The 15278-nt window shown below is 71.1% G+C and carries 16 protein-coding genes; 8 read left to right on the top strand and 8 right to left on the bottom strand.

All coding sequences use genetic code 11. The features are described from left to right. Nucleotides 1–2: 2 nt before the first annotated feature. Complete coding sequence (locus AB0L53_RS32375; RefSeq protein WP_364001939.1) at nt 3–284, bottom strand: hypothetical protein; 282 nt, start codon at nt 282–284, stop codon at nt 3–5. A 70-nt stretch (nt 285–354) separates the two neighbouring features. Here AB0L53_RS32375 and AB0L53_RS32370 point away from each other — a divergent pair, with 70 nt between their 5' ends. After that, a complete protein-coding gene (locus AB0L53_RS32370) occupies nt 355–1167 on the top strand; it encodes a patatin-like phospholipase family protein (protein WP_364001936.1) in 813 nt (270 codons plus the stop codon). A 28-nt stretch (nt 1168–1195) separates the two neighbouring features. Continuing rightward, the gene (locus AB0L53_RS32365; RefSeq protein ID WP_364001933.1) at nt 1196–2206 is read left to right on the top strand and encodes a 1-acyl-sn-glycerol-3-phosphate acyltransferase; all 1011 of its coding nucleotides are present in this window, start codon (nt 1196–1198) and stop codon (nt 2204–2206) included. Here the strand turns inward: AB0L53_RS32365 and AB0L53_RS32360 are convergent. Next, nucleotides 2203–4314, bottom strand: a complete 2112-nt coding sequence (locus AB0L53_RS32360) for a hypothetical protein (protein ID WP_364001930.1) — start codon at nt 4312–4314, stop codon at nt 2203–2205. The two genes, AB0L53_RS32365 and AB0L53_RS32360, sit on opposite strands and share 4 nt — an antisense overlap. A gap of 599 nt (nt 4315–4913) precedes the next feature. On the opposite strand from AB0L53_RS32360, the gene AB0L53_RS32355 reads away from it, so the two are divergent. Then, nucleotides 4914–5084, top strand: coding sequence for a hypothetical protein (locus AB0L53_RS32355; protein WP_364001927.1), 171 nt, complete (start codon nt 4914–4916; stop codon nt 5082–5084). Nucleotides 5085–5098: 14 nt separating this feature from the next. Here the strand turns inward: AB0L53_RS32355 and AB0L53_RS32350 are convergent, their stop codons facing one another. The 3 genes from AB0L53_RS32350 to AB0L53_RS32340 form a co-directional block, all read right to left on the bottom strand. After that, nucleotides 5099–5335, bottom strand: coding sequence for a hypothetical protein (locus AB0L53_RS32350; RefSeq protein WP_364001924.1), 237 nt, complete (start codon nt 5333–5335; stop codon nt 5099–5101). 90 nt (nt 5336–5425) lie between these two features. Next, nucleotides 5426–6904, bottom strand: coding sequence for a cobyric acid synthase (locus AB0L53_RS32345; protein WP_364001921.1), 1479 nt, complete (start codon nt 6902–6904; stop codon nt 5426–5428). Between the two features lie 68 nt (nt 6905–6972). Next, entirely contained in the window at nt 6973–8208 is a 1236-nt protein-coding gene (locus tag AB0L53_RS32340; RefSeq protein WP_364001918.1) for a PP2C family protein-serine/threonine phosphatase, read from the bottom strand. Nucleotides 8209–8321: 113 nt separating this feature from the next. Here AB0L53_RS32340 and AB0L53_RS32335 point away from each other — a divergent pair, with 113 nt between their 5' ends. Continuing rightward, nucleotides 8322–10490 carry a helicase-associated domain-containing protein gene (locus AB0L53_RS32335; RefSeq protein ID WP_364001915.1) on the top strand — a complete coding sequence of 723 codons (2169 nt, stop codon included), beginning with the start codon at nt 8322–8324 and terminating at the stop codon, nt 10488–10490. 63 nt (nt 10491–10553) lie between these two features. Here AB0L53_RS32335 and AB0L53_RS32330 read toward each other — a convergent pair whose 3' ends face one another. Both AB0L53_RS32330 and AB0L53_RS32325 read right to left on the bottom strand, forming a co-directional pair. Beyond that, a complete protein-coding gene (locus AB0L53_RS32330) occupies nt 10554–10811 on the bottom strand; it encodes an antitoxin (RefSeq protein ID WP_364001912.1) in 258 nt (85 codons plus the stop codon). 91 nt (nt 10812–10902) lie between these two features. Next, on the bottom strand, nt 10903–11052 hold the full coding sequence (locus AB0L53_RS32325) for a hypothetical protein (RefSeq protein WP_364001909.1): 150 nt from the start codon (nt 11050–11052) through the stop codon (nt 10903–10905). Nucleotides 11053–11067: 15 nt separating this feature from the next. Here AB0L53_RS32325 and AB0L53_RS32320 point away from each other — a divergent pair, with 15 nt between their 5' ends. From AB0L53_RS32320 to AB0L53_RS32305, 4 genes are all read left to right on the top strand, one after another. Further along, nucleotides 11068–11196, top strand: coding sequence for a hypothetical protein (locus tag AB0L53_RS32320; RefSeq protein ID WP_364001906.1), 129 nt, complete (start codon nt 11068–11070; stop codon nt 11194–11196). 59 nt (nt 11197–11255) lie between these two features. Continuing rightward, nucleotides 11256–12143 (top strand): hypothetical protein, encoded by an 888-nt coding sequence (locus AB0L53_RS32315; protein ID WP_364001903.1) that lies wholly within the window; start codon nt 11256–11258, stop codon nt 12141–12143. 86 nt (nt 12144–12229) lie between these two features. Continuing rightward, nucleotides 12230–13021: a DUF1206 domain-containing protein gene (locus AB0L53_RS32310; protein ID WP_364001900.1), complete on the top strand. Its 792-nt coding sequence runs from the start codon at nt 12230–12232 to the stop codon at nt 13019–13021. Between the two features lie 96 nt (nt 13022–13117). Further along, complete coding sequence (locus AB0L53_RS32305) at nt 13118–14329, top strand: dipeptidase (protein WP_364001898.1); 1212 nt, start codon at nt 13118–13120, stop codon at nt 14327–14329. A 3-nt stretch (nt 14330–14332) separates the two neighbouring features. On the opposite strand, the gene AB0L53_RS32300 is transcribed toward AB0L53_RS32305, so the two are convergent. Then, nucleotides 14333–15241 carry a diacylglycerol kinase family protein gene (locus tag AB0L53_RS32300; protein WP_364002239.1) on the bottom strand — a complete coding sequence of 303 codons (909 nt, stop codon included), beginning with the start codon at nt 15239–15241 and terminating at the stop codon, nt 14333–14335. Between the last annotated feature and the right edge of the window lie 37 nt (nt 15242–15278).

The following is a 15278-nucleotide window of genomic DNA, read 5'->3' as shown; positions in this document are numbered from 1 at the left end:
AATCAATTCGGCATGAATCCCGTTTCGGAAATTTCGAGCAGTTTGACCATACGCTGTGGCTGCTCGGCGGGGTTGTTGGTGAAAGGCACGGCGAAGGCGGAGGTGAAGCGCCACGCCTGAGCGGCGCGGGCTTGCATCACACGCGGCCCTGTCGAGCTGGAATTGTGCGGCGAAGGCCGACAGTGGGTGATCCAGCGCACGGAGCGGAAGGGCGGACGCGTCACCGCGACGGAGGCGAGCCGGGGACGGCCGTGTGACGTTGAAGACGTGTGGAAGCTGATCATCAGTGGGGACGACGCCTGAGCCGTCCGAACCCTCCGGTCGTTTTTTGCTGGCTCCCGGTAACGTGCTGCTGTGCAGACGGCGTTCGTGCTCGGTGGCGGCGGCGTGCTCGGCGCGCACGAGGTGGGCATGCTCCAGGCGCTCGACGAGGAGGGCATCGTGCCCGACCTCGTGGTCGGCACGTCCGTCGGCGCCCTGAACGGCGTGCTGCTGGCCGCCGATCCCGGCCGCGCGGTGCAGTTGCTGTCGTCGTTGTGGCGCTCCGATGTGGTCCGTACGGCGTTCGCCGGCTCGTGGGTCACCCGGCTGTCCACCTTGGCGAAGACCGGCACCCATCTGCACCCGATCGGACCGCTTCGAGCGTTGTTGAGCGACATGCTGCCGGTTTCAGAGATCGAGGACCTGGCGGTGCCGTTCCAGTGCGTGGCGGCCTCGGTGGAGCGGGCCACCGCCCACTGGTTCGACCAGGGGCCGCTGGTCGACGCCGTGCTGGCCTCGTGCGCGGTGCCCGGTCTGCTGCCGCCCGTGTCCATCGGCGGTGAGCACTTCTTCGATGGCGGCCTGGTGCACAGCATCCCCGTCGGCCGGGCCGTGCAACTGGGGGCCAAGCGCGTCTACGTCCTGCACGTCGGGCGGATCGAGCGCCCGCTCACCGTGCCGCGGCGGCCCTGGGAGGTGGGCATGGTGGCCTTCGAGATCGCGCGCAGGCACCGGTTCGCCGAGGAGATGGCCACGCTGCCACCCGACGTCGAGGTGCACGTGCTGCCCGCCGGAGTGACGCGGCCCCTGTCGAACCTGCGCTACCGCGACCTGTCACAGATCTCCCACTACATCGAGCGCGCCTATCACGCATCTTCCCGATACCTGCGGACAGGAGGACGATGAAGACCTGACATCCTGGAGGCCGACGTTGTTGCCCCCACGCATCCTGCGGCGGCTCATCCTCGCCCCCCTGGTCATCGTGGTGACCGTGGTCGTGCTCATCACGTTGCCGGTGTGGGCCGGGGTGACGTTCGCCGCCTCACTGCGGCTCCCGCCGCCGCAGCGCCGTGGGCTGCGCTTCATCTGGTTCGGGGTGGCCTGGCTGACGCTGGAGTCGGCGGTGCTCATCGCCTGCCTCGGGCTCTGGGTGGCGGGGGCGTTCGGCCGCGACCGGGATCAGGAGCGGCACTATGCGCTGATCAAGTGGTTCCTGACCAAGGTGTACGGTGCCGCCGTACGGATCTTCCGGCTCACCGTCGACATCCACGAACCGCCGCGCACCGAAGAGGAGCAGGCCGCCCGCCTGACCCGCCCGGTGATCGTCCTGGCCCGTCACGCGGGTCCCGGCGACTCCTTCCTGCTGATCTACCATCTGCTCTCCCTGTACGGCCGGCGGCCCCGGATCGTGATGAAGGCCGCGCTGCAGTTCGACCCGTCGCTGGACGTGGTGATCAACCGGCTGCCGAACGCCTTCGTGCCCCGCCGCACCGCCGAGAGCGGCATCATCGAAGAGATCAGGCGGCTGTCCGCGCCCATGGACGAGAACGACGCCCTGGTGATCTTCCCTGAGGGCGGCAACTTCACCCCGCGCCGCCGCCGGCTGGCGATCCGGCGGCTGGAGGAGAAAGGACTGAAAGAGGAGGCGTCGCGGGCCCGTGGCATGGACCACCTGCTGCCGCCCCGCCCCGGCGGCGCCATCGCGGCCATCGAGTCCTGCCCGGCGGCCGACGTCATCTTCGTCGCGCACACCGGCCTGGACGACCTCGTCACGATCGGCGACGTGTGGCACAAACTGCCGGTCAGCGCGCACATCACCGCCAAGTGGTGGCGGGTGCCCGCCTCGCGGATCCCCGTGGCGCGCGAGGCGCGGATCCGCTGGCTGTACGACCAGTGGGAGCTCATCGACGACTGGATCAGCGCCCAGCGGCTCACCCTGCACTAAGAGCTATCCCGTAAGTCGGGATAGTCCGGGTTGCGGGTACGTCTGTCCGGCGTGGTCCCCGGGTCGGGGGTCTCATCCGGGGTCGGCGTCCCGTACTCTCCGGCACTTCGCCGCGCAGAGGCCACCGGGGTGGTGACTGCCGCGTGGTCCGTTCCCGCCGGTGAGGCGGGCGGGGAACACGATGCGGTTGACGCGGACAGGACTTCTTGCAGCCCTGGAATGGTGTAGGTCTCGATGAGCTGGGCGGCCCGGCTGTAGTCGACCCGGGCCGTGGCGGGGTCACTGGGATCGGTGAGGGTGACGCAGGAGGCCAGCGCGGCTGAGATCAGGTCCCGGGGCGCCCTTAGCCCGCACTGGTCGCAGTGGTGCACCCGGACCGACAGGTTTTTGGTTACCCGGGACCCGCACAGGCAGTGCTGGGACATCGCGGTTGGGGTGGTGGCGGCGCGCAGGACGGCGCCACCGCACGCGGTGGCCTCACGGGCCAGGGCCGCGGCGAGCATGCCGGGGGTGAACCGGGCCACCGCGGCACCCCACAGGCGGGTCCAGGCCCGGATGTCGCAGTCCTCGATGACCAGGTTCGCCCCATGGGTTTCGATGATCTGGGCTGCGGCGCGGCGGGCCCGGTCCTGGCGGGCTTCGGTGAAGGCGCGGGCGGCCTGGGCGTGCCGGGCCCGGGTCTGGTGATAGCCGCCAGACAGGGTGTCGGTCCGGTAGGCGTTCTTCGCTACCCCGGCCTTGTTGGCGATCCGGGGGCCTTTGGGCAGGTTGACCTGCCGGGCGGGTAGCCCTTTGTCGGCGCGGCGTTCGGCCCGGGCCTCCTGTCGGGCGGAGAGGTGGTAGCGGCCGGGGTTGGATGCCCGACGGGACCGTTCCAGCGCCCGGGCCCGCCCTTGGGCTTTGCGTTGTTCCCGTGCCAGGCGGGCGGTTTCCCGCTCGGTGAGGGTGAGCAGGGTCGCCGCGACCTGCTCACCACCAACGCGCGTCCCACCGTCCATCCCACCGTCCGCCCCAGCCTCCCCGCTGGTGTCCGCGCCGGTTGCGGTGTCCGGCCTGCCCGATGGCGGGGAGTCGGGCGGCGGCGTGGGCAGGTGGGCGGGCGCGGATACGACGGCGAGGTTGGAGACGTTACCGTCGACCCCGGCCCGCCGCTCCAGCTGCGCTGCTCGGGTGCGGCGGGCGCGGGTGGCCGGGCAGGCGTACCCGGCGTCCAGGATCAGCAGATGCGCCTCATAGGTCCACCCGCCCGGAGCCGAGGCCTTCCGCCGCCGCACCAGATCGATCTTGTGCCACAGGTGCGGCCGGTCCAGGAAATACGCCACATACGGCCAACGGCCTGATCCCTGCGGCAGCCGGACCGGCAGCACCAGATCCGGGGCGCCCGCGCTCGTGTAAACGACCGACAGGGGGCCGGTGTGCTCCCACCACGAGACCCGCCGCCCCGACGACGCGGAATCGGACGGGCCGACAGGGGCGGGCAGACGGCGGGGCTGGGCCAGCACCGCCGAACCCGCCCCCATCGCCAGCGCATCGGCGACGGTGAGCTGCGACGCCGTACCCTCCAGGCTGGCTGCCGAGGCCGCCGCCGCGACCACTGTGGCCTGCACGCTGGTCCGCGTGGTCATTGCAGGGCAGCCGTAGGCGGCCAGATGCCCGGCCAGGGTCCCGGCCAGCCGGAACGTCTCCCACTTGCGCTCCCGGGTGTGCGAACGGGCCCTGCCCGGGATCCGGGTGAACCCCCACCACGACCCCACCTGTGGCCGCCCAGCCCGTTTCCCGGCCGCGTCCGCAAACAGGTGCCGGTCCACCCCCGCCCACACCTCATCGCCCAGATGCATGCCCAGCGCCTTGGACAGATGATGCGTCAAATGCCCGGAGGACTCCAGGTGGGCGTAGGCGGCATGCTCCAGCCCCGCACGGGTCAGCCCAAGTTCGGACCGCCAGGCCCTCGCATCCGCCGCCCGTCGATGCGAACCCGCCCAATAGGCCTCCACCCGGGCCCGTGCATCGTGTTGCAGCGCTCGCTTCAGCGACCAAGCCGCGCAGAACAGTTTCTCCACCCGGGCCCGGACCGCCGGATCCGACACATCCACCGGCAGCCGGATCACCGAAACCGGGGCCTCCTCGGCCCGCCGCCACGCCGGTTTCTTGTTCTTCCCCCGAAACCGCCGCCCCGCAGCACCACCGCCGCTACCCTTGGCATCGGGAGAAACCCGGACATCAGCCGCACCGGCTGTCCCGCTATTCTCCCTGGTCACGGTCATGACACCACCATGCCCGAGCCCACCGACAATTCTCCAACGATTCTCTCCACTCTTCGCTCTCCAATCTCCGCGACGGTGATGGAGAGGCCACCCCCGGGCGTCACGATCTTCGAATGCGTCTGCGCCTTGCCACCGGCTCCACCACCGATTTGCGGGCCTGGACCCGGCCTGACCTGCCCACAGCGCAGCTGCTGATCACCCACCTGTGGGAGGTCCGGCCGACGGTGGGCGGGGGCGGCCCTGAGGCCCGGCCTATACCGACCGGATGCTTTGCGACCGGGTGCTTTTGATCGTGCTCGCCTACCGCACCAACCTGACCATGCTCCAGCTCGCCGCACTGTTTGGGATCTCCGACTCGGCCATACACCAGGGCATCACCGGCTTCGCCCCACACCTGGCCGCCCTGCTCGGCCCGCCGCCGGCCGACAAACACGAACTGCGGGATGATCGACGAGACACTGATCTCGGTCCACGACAAGACCCGCACCGCCAAGTCCAAGAACTACCGGCGCAGCGTGAACACCCAGATCGTGGTCCGCGCCCGGGACCGGCGGATCATCGCCACCGGGACGGCCTGGCCCGGCAACAGCAACGACATCGTGGTCTTCCGTTAAACCGTCGGCAAACGCTACCCGCGCATCCCCAACTGTCCGGGGACGGCGGTTACCAGGGCAGCGACCGGGTCCATACCCCGCGCCTCGGACCCGACCGGAAGATCATCACAGATGCGGCTGACAAACGGTTCCGCAAACGCGCCGTCGCCGAGCACGCCATCGCCCGCCTCAAAGACCACCAGATCCTGCGTCAGTGCCGCTGCCGCGGCGCTGGAGTCGACCATGCCATCGCTGAGGTAGCCGCGCTCCACAACCTCAAACTCGACCTGGCCGCATGACCCCGGGAAACCGGAGCCCCTCGGTAGAGAAAACACGCTCTGACGCGTATTAAGGGATATCTCTTAGGCCCCCGGCGGCAGCGGCGGGACGGCGGGCGGGCCGTTCTCGATCAGGTCGAGCAGGGCGTCGGTGTCGAGGTGCTGCTCGACCAGGTCCCCGAGCGCGTCCAGGCGGCTCTCGCGCAGCAGGGCGAAGTCGGTGTCCGGCGCCGGGACGAAGGCGCGCCCGGCCCGCTCGGCCACCTCGGTGAGGAAGGCGCGGCGGAAGCCGTCGTTCTCCAGCGCGCCGTGCCAGGTGGTGCCCCACACGTCGGCCACGCGGCAGCCGTCGAGGAACGGCTCGCCGCCTTCGACGGTCGCGACCCCGTGGTGGATCTCGTACGCGCTCACCGGATGCCCGTAGGCGTGACCGGCCGGGCGGCCGAGCGTCTTGCCCGCGGCGAACCGGACCCGGACCGGAAGCAGGCCCAGGCCGTCGACCCGTCCGGCGCCCGACTCGACGTCGTCATGGATCTCGCGGGCGAGCATCTGGTAGCCGCCGCAGATGCCGAGAACGGGCCCGGTACGCCGCTGGACGGCCGCGGCCAGCCCTGTGTCGCGGAGCCAGGCCAGATCGTCCACCGTCGCGCGCGAGCCGGGCAGGACCACCAGGTCGGCGTCGTCGAGCTCCGCCGGGTCGGTCACGAAGCGGACGAGGACTCCCGGCTCGGCGGCCAGGGCGTCGAGGTCGGTGAAGTTGGAGATCCTCGGCAGCTTGACCACCGCCACGCGGAGTGTCTGGTCGCCGTGGGGCCGCTGCGGGGCGATCGAGCGGCTGCCGAGGGCCAGGGAGTCCTCGACGTCCATCCAGAGGCCGTCCAGCCAGGGCAGCACCCCGTAGACGCGGCGGCCGGTGAGGTCTCTGAGCTGGTCCAGGCCGGGTTCGAGCAGCTCGGCAGCGCCTCGGAACTTGTTCACGACAAATCCGGAAATGAGGGCTTGGTCGGCGGCGTCCAGCAGGCCGACCGTGCCGTAGAAGGCGGCGAAGACGCCGCCGCGGTCGATGTCGCCCACCACGATCACGGGCAGGTTGGCCGCCCTGGCCAGGCCCATGTTGGCGATGTCGCCCCGGCGCAGGTTGATCTCCGCGGGGCTGCCGGCGCCCTCGCAGATGACCACGTCGTACGAGCTTCGCAGCCGATCGAGCGAGGCCAGCGCGCTCTCGCGGAGCAGGTCCTTGAGCCGGCCGTACTCCATCGCGTCGACGTCGGCCACCGGCTGCCCCATGAGGACCACCTGGCTGCGGCGGTCGCTGCCCGGCTTGAGCAGGATCGGGTTCATGTCGGCGACGGGTTCGAGGCCCGCGGCCCGCGCCTGCACGGCCTGGGCCCGGCCGATCTCGGCGCCGTCGGCGGTGACGTACGAGTTCAGCGACATGTTCTGGGCCTTGAACGGCGCCACGCGGACACCCTTGCGGGCCAGCCAGCGGCAGATCCCGGCGGTGACGACGCTCTTGCCCGCGTCCGACGTGGTGCCCGCGACCAGCAGCGCTCCGCTCTTCATGGCTGACATCGTAGGGCGGTGCTCCTTTTGCGCACATCGCGCGTGCTCACATCACGCGCCAAGGCCGCTCACATCGTGAGCCGGTGCTCCTTCTCGCCGCGCCACTCCACGCTCAGCACCGTGGCGTCGTCCTGGAGCCGGCCGTGCTGGTGCGCGAGGATCGACTGGATCAGCCGGCGCAGCGTCTCCGGCGCCGAGACCCCGTCGGTTTCGCGGCGCACGACGAAGTCGGTGAACCGCTCAAGCCCGAACATCTCCCCCTCCGGGCTCTGCGCCTCCACGATGCCGTCGGTGTAGAAGAGCAGGCGGTCGCCGGGTTCGAGCTGGTAGTGCTCCAGACCGGCGGACAGGCCCAGCCGGAAGCCCATCGGCGGCGACGGCACCGTCTCCAGGATGGCGACCCGGCGGCCCCGCCGGATCACCAGCGGCGGATAGTGCCCGCGATTGACCCAGGTCAGCTCGCCGGTCTTGAGGTTCAGGTCGGCGAGGATGCCCGTGGCGAAGCGGGTCATGCCGAACTGGTCGGCGATCGCCTCGTCAATGGCCTCGCTCGCCGCCAGCAGGCCGGTCCCCCGTCGCCGGTTGTTGCGGCAGGCGCCGACGGCGATCGTCGCGGTCAGCCCCGCGGAGATGTCGTGCCCCATGGCGTCGAAGATCGACAGGTGCAGCGTGTCTCCGGCGATGGCGAAGTCGAACGCGTCGCCGCCCACGTCGTAGGCGGGCTCCAGGGCGGCGCTGACCACCACCTTGTCGTTGGCGAAGTTGCTGTTGGGCATCAGGTTCCACAGCACCTCGGCCGACAGGGTCATCGACTCCGCGCGCACCAGTGAGGCGTAGGTGTCGCTGATGGAGCGCTTGCTGATCACCATCAGGGAGACCAGGCCCGCCAGCTGCTTCACCAGCAGGTCGGCGGCCTCATCGCCGGCGGAGACGGTCACCGCCAGCATGCCGATCCGTTCGGTGCCGTCGAGCAGCGGCACCCACAGCCGCCGCCGGTCCTCGTCGGGCGGCGGCTCCGGCTCCCCTTCGACGGCGTGCTTGGCCTGAACGATCTCCACATTGCGATAGGCCCGCCCGGCGAGCGTGGAGTCGATGCGGATCGCCTGCAGCGACTCCCCCGCCGCATCGCGCTGGCCGGGCAGCGGGACGAGATACTGCTGCTGCAGGTCGACCACGTAGATCGTGGCGTGGGAGAACCCGGCCGGCTCGGCGTGCAGGGCGAGCAGGGCCGGCAGGTCCTCGATCGCGGCCAGGTGGCTCGCGTCCAGCAGGGCGCCCAGCATGGCCTCTCCCTTACCTCGCATGGGCGCGCCTCCTACGTCTCCCTGAGGCTTCATACCCCGATGAGAGCCCCTAGACCTGCTGGTTCCCCGCAACGGAGAAGAGTTGGCGGCCGCCGCGTACTACGCTGCCAGGCATGCCCCGCGACGCCCTCATGGACTGGCTCACCTCGCGCGCTCCCGAGCAGTTGGCGCTCGTGGCCGATCGCGGCGCGCTGCGCGTTCGCGGTCGTGAGCCGTCGCTGGAGGACTACGCCCGCCTGCTCGACCAGGATCTTGTGGTGTCCCGGCTGGTGAGCTTCTGCACGCTCCCTGAGCTCCAGGTCCTGCGTGCGATCGCCTGGCTGGCCACCCAGCGCTACGGCCCCTTCCCCGGCGACTACTGGCGCACCCCCGACCCACGCCCGGTTCCCCGGGCCGAGCTGCTGACCCTCCTGGCGGGACAGGACCAGGACCTGCGGGCGGAGGCGAACGCCGCCGTGGAACGGCTGGCCGACCAGGCCCTGCTTCAGCCGCCGCATGGCGAGCAGTGCTCGGTGGCGCCCTACGTCCACCGGAACCTGGCGGACGGCATGGGGCTGGGCCGCTCCGTCGCCTACCTCGTCGCCCGCTATTTCAACGCGCCCGAGGTCCATCGGCTGGCCACCGCGCTGGGGCTGGAAAAGGCGCCGAGCCGGGAAGCCGCCGAACGCGACGTCGTGGCGTACCTGACGGATCCGGCCCTCCTGCGCGCCCTGCTGGACAAGGCGCCCGCCTCGGCCACGGAGCTGCTGGAGCGGCTCACGTACGAGGGGCCCATGGTCGAGGCCCACTGTTTCCACCAGGCGGGGTCGTACGGCAGCAACAAGTACGTCTTCGCCGGCGGTTCGGGACACGCCGGCGCGGACTGGCTGGCGGCGCGCGGGCTGCTGCTCCCGGCAGGCGTGCCCCATATAGCCGAGCTGCCGGCCGAGGTCGCGATCGCGGTCCGGGGCGAGCTGCGGGCGACGTTCACCCCGTACCCTCCCGAGCCGCACGATCTGGAACGGGCCGAGGGCGTCGAGCCCGCGGCCGCGGCGGCGTTGGGCACGCTCACCTGGCAGCTCGAACGGCTGCTCGCCGGCTGCGCCGAACAGCCGCTCACCGTACGCAAATCCGGCGGGGTCGCGGTGCGCGACACCAAACGCCTGGCCAAGGACATCGCCGACCCGGAGACCGTCCGTTTCCTGCTGGAGCTCTGCTTCCGCGCCGGCCTGCTGGGCCTCCTGGCCGAGCCCACCGAGCCGCCCGCGAACCGCCGCGCCAAGGTGCCGCCTCCCGCCCAGGTCGTCCTGCCCACCACGGCCTATGACCGCTGGCTGGCGCGCACTCCCGCCCAGCGGCTGGTGCCGATCATCGCCGCCTGGACCGTGTGCCGCGACATCCCGCTCTGGTGGCCCGACCCCGACCAGACACCCGTCGCCCTGGCCGGCCTGGACGACCCGGACGCCGTCAGCCTGCGTTACGCGCTGCTGGAGGCCCTGGGCGCCGCCCCTTCGCTGCGCGCGGCCGACGCGCTGCCGTACCTGGTGCCCGCGACCACCTGGCACCGCCCCGCACGAATTCCGCAGGGCCCGGCCGGTGCCCAGCGCATCGAGTCCACGCTCCGCGAGGCCGCGCTCCTCGGCGTCATCGGCCAGGGCGCCTTGACCCGGCTCGGCCACACCGTGCTCGACCTGCTCCGCACCGGCGAGGCATGGAAGAGCGCGGACGCCGCGCTCGCCCCGGTACTGACCGAAATACTGCCCGCGCCCCGGACCACGGCCCGCTTCCAGACCGACCTGACCGCCGTGGTGAGCGGCGCCCCTGAGGCGAAACTGGCCGCCCTGCTCAACGCGGTCGGCGTCCGCGAATCGGAAGGCCACGCGGTGGTGTGGCGCATCAGCCACGCCTCGGTACGCCACGCCCTCGACTCCGGCCACCAGCCGGACACCCTGCTCGACCAGCTCCGAGCCGTGGCGGAGGGCGAGCTGCCGCAGCCGCTGGAGTACCTGATCAAGGATGTCGGACGGACCCATGGGCGGATGCGGGTGGTGCGATCCGGCTGCTGCATCCGCTCCGACGACGAGGCGCTGCTGGCCGAACTCGTCCACGCCAAGCCGCTGCGCGCGCTCGGCCTGCGGTTGATCGCCCCGACCGTACTGATCAGCGCCAGCCCGGAGCGAGAGACGGTGACCGCCCTGCGAGCGGCGGGCTACGCCCCCGCCGTGGAGGCGGAGACGGGCGCCACACTGGTGGAACAGCCCGCCACGCGGCGCGCCCCTGATCCACGTACGCGTCGCCGTTAGGACCCGCTAGCAGCGGACGCCGCGCCGGCCGCTCGCGCTTCGGCAGGTCGTCGTCAGTCCGAGCTACTCCGGTGGCTGCTGCGGCTGACCGGGCTGTGTCGGTGGCTGGCCTGGCTGCGTCGGCGGCTGCTGGCCCTGCGGTTCGCCTCCTCCGTAACGGCGCCGGACCGTGTCCGCGCCCTTTTCGACCTGGTCGTCGTACTTGTGGCCGGTCCGCTCCTTGGCGAACCGCTCGGCGCGATCCAGCACCTGGTCAGCCTGCTTGGAGTGCCCTCTGGCCAGGTCCTCGGCCTTCTTCAGCCATTCTCCGATGCGGCTCATAAGTGTTCCCCTCCTCGTGCCTTACAGTCGCCCCCTACCCAGAGGCGGCGCGAGGTCACACCGGGGTCCGCGATATGAGACCTCTCAGGAACTAGGGCATGATTCCGCCGTGCCGGTAGTAGTCGGCTTCGCGTCCGGTGTCGAGACGGACCTTCACCTCGAAGGTGATGTCATCGGCCGTGACGGTCAGCGTGGGCGGGACGAGGCCGTCGCCGATCGGTCCGAGGCCGCGGATCGTCATGGTCTCCCGCAGTTCGTGATCGCGGGCGACGCCGACAGCGCCGCCGCCGTCATGCGCGAGCACATCGACACCAGCCTCGGCGCCCAGGCCGCCTGGCGCCTGCGCAAGCATCCGCCGGACGACCAGGACGAGATCGACGCCTGACTCCCCGCCGGCATGCTCTGAGTCCCGGCCGGCCCGCTCGGGCTCCTACGATACGGCGCATGACCACGCACGGATTCACGCTCACCGCCGAGGGCCCGTTCGACTTCGGTGCCTCGCTGCGCTTCGTCGAGGACTGGCCGGCCACCAGCGCGCTGCCCTCCGACGGGCGGGCGCTGCGCTTCGCTTACTGCGCGGAGTCCGACTGGCTGCCGATCGGCGTGAGCGTGACGGCCGCGCCGGGCGGGGTCGCCGTCGCCACGACGCGGGCCGCGGGGCCGGGCATCCGTGGCGAGGTGGCGCGGATCCTGTCCCTCGACGTGGACGGCGCCGGTTTCGCCCGGCTCGGTGAGGCCGACCCGGTGCTCGGCGACCTCCAGCGGGCCCGGCCCGGCCTGCGGCCGGTGTGCTTCTGGAGCCCGTGGGAGGCGGCGTGCTGGGCGGTGATCGTACAGCGCTCGTCGATGCTCATCGCCGCCCGCCTCAAGCAGCGCATCGCGGAGCGGTACGGCGCGAAGGTCACCCTGGACGGACAGGTGTACCCGGCCTTTCCCCCGCCCGTGACCTTGCTGGAGGCCGGTGGCCTGGGCCTGCCCGCGCAGAAGGAGGAGTGGGTGCGCGGGCTGGCCCGCGCGGCGCTCGACGGCCTGCTCACCACCGAGCACCTGCGCGCGCTCGCCCCGGAGGAGGCCCTGTCCGAGCTGCGGGCCCTGCCCGGCGTGGGACCGTTCTCCGCCGGACTCATCCTCATCCGCGGCGCGGGCGCGCCGGACGCGTTCCCGGGCGACGAGCCGCGCCTGTTCGCGATCCTGCGTGAGGCGTACGGCCTGCCGGAGGACGCGCCGCCGGCCGCGTACCGGAAGCTGGCCGAGGCGTGGCGGCCCTATCGCTCCTGGGCCTCCTTCCTGTTCCGGGCCTCCACCTACGGCGTCATGGACGATCGGGATTGAGCGCCGTCCCTGGTCTGCTCGGGTGAAGGTCTAGAGCGCGGAATCCGGGGCAGTCCGAGAGTCTTTGACGACTCTCGGGAGAATCCATGAGCGAAGCTGAGGCGATGGCACGCCGGGCGGCAGACAGCCCGGCTATGGACAAGCTCGCGCGGGTTGGGCTGGTTTGTCGTGGCGTGCTCTACGGGCTGATCGGGGTGCTGGCGATCCAGATCGCGTTCGGCAGTGGAGGGAAGCAGGCCGACAAGAACGGGGCGATCAGTACGGTGGCCGCGCTGCCATTCGGGGCCGTGCTCTTATGGATCATGGTCGTCGGGTTCGCCGCGCTGGCCCTGTGGCAGGCGTCCGAGGCGATCTTCGGCGCCCACAAGCTCAAGGACCGGGTCGAGCCGGCCAGCCGGACCGTGGTCTACGTGATCATCTGCGCCGCGCTGCTGACCATGCTGCTGACCGGCAAGACCGGGTCCGATGACAAGCGGTCCCAGGACCTGACGGGCAAGCTGCTCGCGCTGCCGGCCGGGCAGGTCATCGTGGGCCTGATCGGGCTCGGCATCGTCGCGCTCGGCGTCTACTGGGTGCGGTACGGCATCAAGAAGGAGTTCCGCAAACAGCTCAGGCCGATGCCGCCGCGAGCCGGCGCGGTGATGGACCGGCTGGGACTCGCCGGGTACATCGCGCGCGGCCTGATCGCCGGCTTGGCCGGGGTCTTCGTGATCCAGGCGGCCATCACCTTCGACCCCGACAAGGCCGGGGGCATCGACGCGACGCTCAGGGCGTTCGCCGACACCCCGGCGGGGCCCTGGCTGCTGGCGGTGGTGGCGCTGGGGCTGCTGCTGTTCGCCCTGTACTGCTTGGGAGAGGCCCGGTGGCGGCGTACCTGAGCTCGTCGCTGCTTGGGAGATCCCCGCCGGCGACGTACCTGAGTCGGGCGTAAGCCGATCCGCCACGACGGCGTGCCCTGTGATTGGCTGATCGGCATGGAAGCACCTTCTCTGACCACGTCCACCGACTCGTTGCGGCGCGTCACCGAGCTGCTGCGCGAGCACCCGCTGATCGACGGGCACAACGATCTTCCCTGGGCGGCGCGCCAGCTCACCGGCTACGACTTCGACCGGCTCGAGATCAGTGGTGACACCTCCGACCGGACCCATACCGACCTGCCCCGGCTGGCGGCCGGGATGGTCGGCGGGCAGTTCTGGTCGGTTTTCGTGCCGTGCGGGCTGCCCGGCGGGCAGGCGGTCACCGCGACCTTGGAGCAGATCGACTGCGTACGGGCCATGGTCCGGCGCTACCCCGACCAGCTGGCCCTGGCGACCACTGCCGACGAGGTGGAGCGCGTCTTCGCCGGTGGGCGGATCGCGTCGCTGATGGGCGCCGAGGGCGGTCACTCGATCGACTGCTCGCTGGGCGCGCTGCGGATGCTGTACGAGCTCGGCGTCCGCTACATGACGCTGACCCATAACGACAACACCCCCTGGGCCGACTCCGCGACCGACGAGCCGGTGCACCACGGGCTGTCCGCGTTCGGGGAGGAGGTCGTGCGGGAGATGAACCGGCTGGGCATGCTGGTCGACCTGTCCCACGTGTCGGCCGACACGATGCGCCACGCCCTGCGCGTGACTCGGGCGCCGGTGATCTTCTCCCATTCGTCGGCGCGCGCGATCTGTTCCGCGCCGCGCAACGTACCGGATGACGTGCTGGAGACGCTGGCGGGCAACGGCGGGGTGTGCATGGCCGTGTTCGTGCCCTCCTTCGTGTCGCAGGCCAACTGGGAGTGGCGGCAGGCGGGCACCGACGCCGCCCGCTCGGCCGGGGTCAACACCCATGACTACGAGGCGACCCACGAGTTCCTGGCCACCTGGGAGAAGTCACACCCCAAGCCCGCTGTCACGCTCGACGACGTGGTGGCGCACCTGGAGCACATACGCGAAGTGGCCGGCATCGACCATCTCGGCATCGGCGGCGACTACGACGGGTGCGACGGGCTGCCCGTCGGCCTGGAAGACGTGCGCGGCTACCCTCGGCTGTTCGCGGCCCTGGCCGACCGGGGCTGGTCCGACGACGACCTGGTGAAGGTGGCCGGGCGCAACGTGCTGCGGGCGCTGCGCGGCGCCGAGGCCACCGCCGCCGACCTGCGGGATCGCGAGGAGCCGAGCACGGTGCGGTTCACCGCGGCCGCCGGCTCATAACGACTACCCGTCCCAGCTCTCGTCTGAGCGCCCGTCCGGTGGCAGGCAGACCGTGAGGGCGCCCGGGACGGCCTTCGCCTTGAGGCGGGTGGTGGCCTCGCGGTCGCCGCCGTCGAGCTCGTACGTCAGCGGAGCGCCGAACCGGGCGGACACCTTCCTGGCGCGGGTGATCCGGACGAACGGCGAGTCGTCTGAGCGTCCCGTGGCCATCCTGCCGATCACCCGGGCCCACTGGACCGGCCCCTGGGCGGTGGAGACCCCGACGTCCAGCCAGCCGTCGTCCGGCTGGGCGTCGTCGAACGCCTCGATGCCGCCGGCGATCGTGCTCACGTTGCCCAGCAGCAGGCAGCTCGCCTCCCCGTCGAACCAGGTCGTCCCATCAATCTTGATCTCCATCGGCACCAGCGGCCCGCCGACGTGCCGGACGGCCGCCTTGACGTAGCTGAGCTTGCCGAGCCGCTCCTTGGCCTGCCTGTCAGCGTCGGCGATCATCTCGGCCTCGAACCCGGCCCCCGCCATCACCGCGAAGTGCTCGCCGTTCAGCACTCCCAGGTCCAGCTTCTCCCGCCGACCGTGGAAGCCGATGCGTACCGCCTCTTCGAGGTCGATGGGGATGCCGACGTTGTTGGCGAACAGGTTCCCGGTCCCCGCCGGGAGGACCGCCATCGGCACGCCGGAGCCGGCCATCACGTCGGCGCACCGTTGCACCATGCCGTCGCCGCCCCAGACGAACACCAGATCGGCGCCCTGCTTGAGCGCCTCCCGGACCTTCTTACGCGCCTTCTTGCTCTTGGGCACCTCGTACCAGAGGAGCTCGCCGACGTCCTCTTCGGTGATGAGCACGCGCAGCCTGTCCAGGCCTGCGCCGAGAGTCTTCTTGCGGTGCGCGACGACCGCCACGGTGGGGGACATGGTCACCGGACTACCCTCGGCGCCGGTTTTCAGGCAG

The organism is Nonomuraea sp. NPDC052129, assembly GCF_040680095.1.
Lineage (GTDB): Bacteria > Actinomycetota > Actinomycetes > Streptosporangiales > Streptosporangiaceae > Nonomuraea.
Note: the sequence above shows the minus strand (reverse complement) of the source record. Positions and strands in the feature narration are given on the sequence as shown.

Coding starts and splice junctions, on each gene's coding strand:
- AB0L53_RS32330 (WP_364001912.1), bottom strand. CDS start 10,811: ATGAGCCGCATCGGAGAATGGCTGAAGAAGGCCGAGGACCTGGCCAGA.
- AB0L53_RS32305 (WP_364001898.1), top strand. CDS start 13,118: ATGGAAGCACCTTCTCTGACCACGTCCACCGACTCGTTGCGGCGCGTC.
- AB0L53_RS32300 (WP_364002239.1), bottom strand. CDS start 15,241: ATGTCCCCCACCGTGGCGGTCGTCGCGCACCGCAAGAAGACTCTCGGC.
- AB0L53_RS32310 (WP_364001900.1), top strand. CDS start 12,230: ATGAGCGAAGCTGAGGCGATGGCACGCCGGGCGGCAGACAGCCCGGCT.
- AB0L53_RS32345 (WP_364001921.1), bottom strand. CDS start 6,904: ATGAAGAGCGGAGCGCTGCTGGTCGCGGGCACCACGTCGGACGCGGGC.
- AB0L53_RS32340 (WP_364001918.1), bottom strand. CDS start 8,208: ATGCGAGGTAAGGGAGAGGCCATGCTGGGCGCCCTGCTGGACGCGAGC.
- AB0L53_RS32315 (WP_364001903.1), top strand. CDS start 11,256: ATGACCACGCACGGATTCACGCTCACCGCCGAGGGCCCGTTCGACTTC.
- AB0L53_RS32355 (WP_364001927.1), top strand. CDS start 4,914: ATGATCGACGAGACACTGATCTCGGTCCACGACAAGACCCGCACCGCC.
- AB0L53_RS32325 (WP_364001909.1), bottom strand. CDS start 11,052: ATGACGATCCGCGGCCTCGGACCGATCGGCGACGGCCTCGTCCCGCCC.
- AB0L53_RS32375 (WP_364001939.1), bottom strand. CDS start 284: ATGATCAGCTTCCACACGTCTTCAACGTCACACGGCCGTCCCCGGCTC.
- AB0L53_RS32335 (WP_364001915.1), top strand. CDS start 8,322: ATGCCCCGCGACGCCCTCATGGACTGGCTCACCTCGCGCGCTCCCGAG.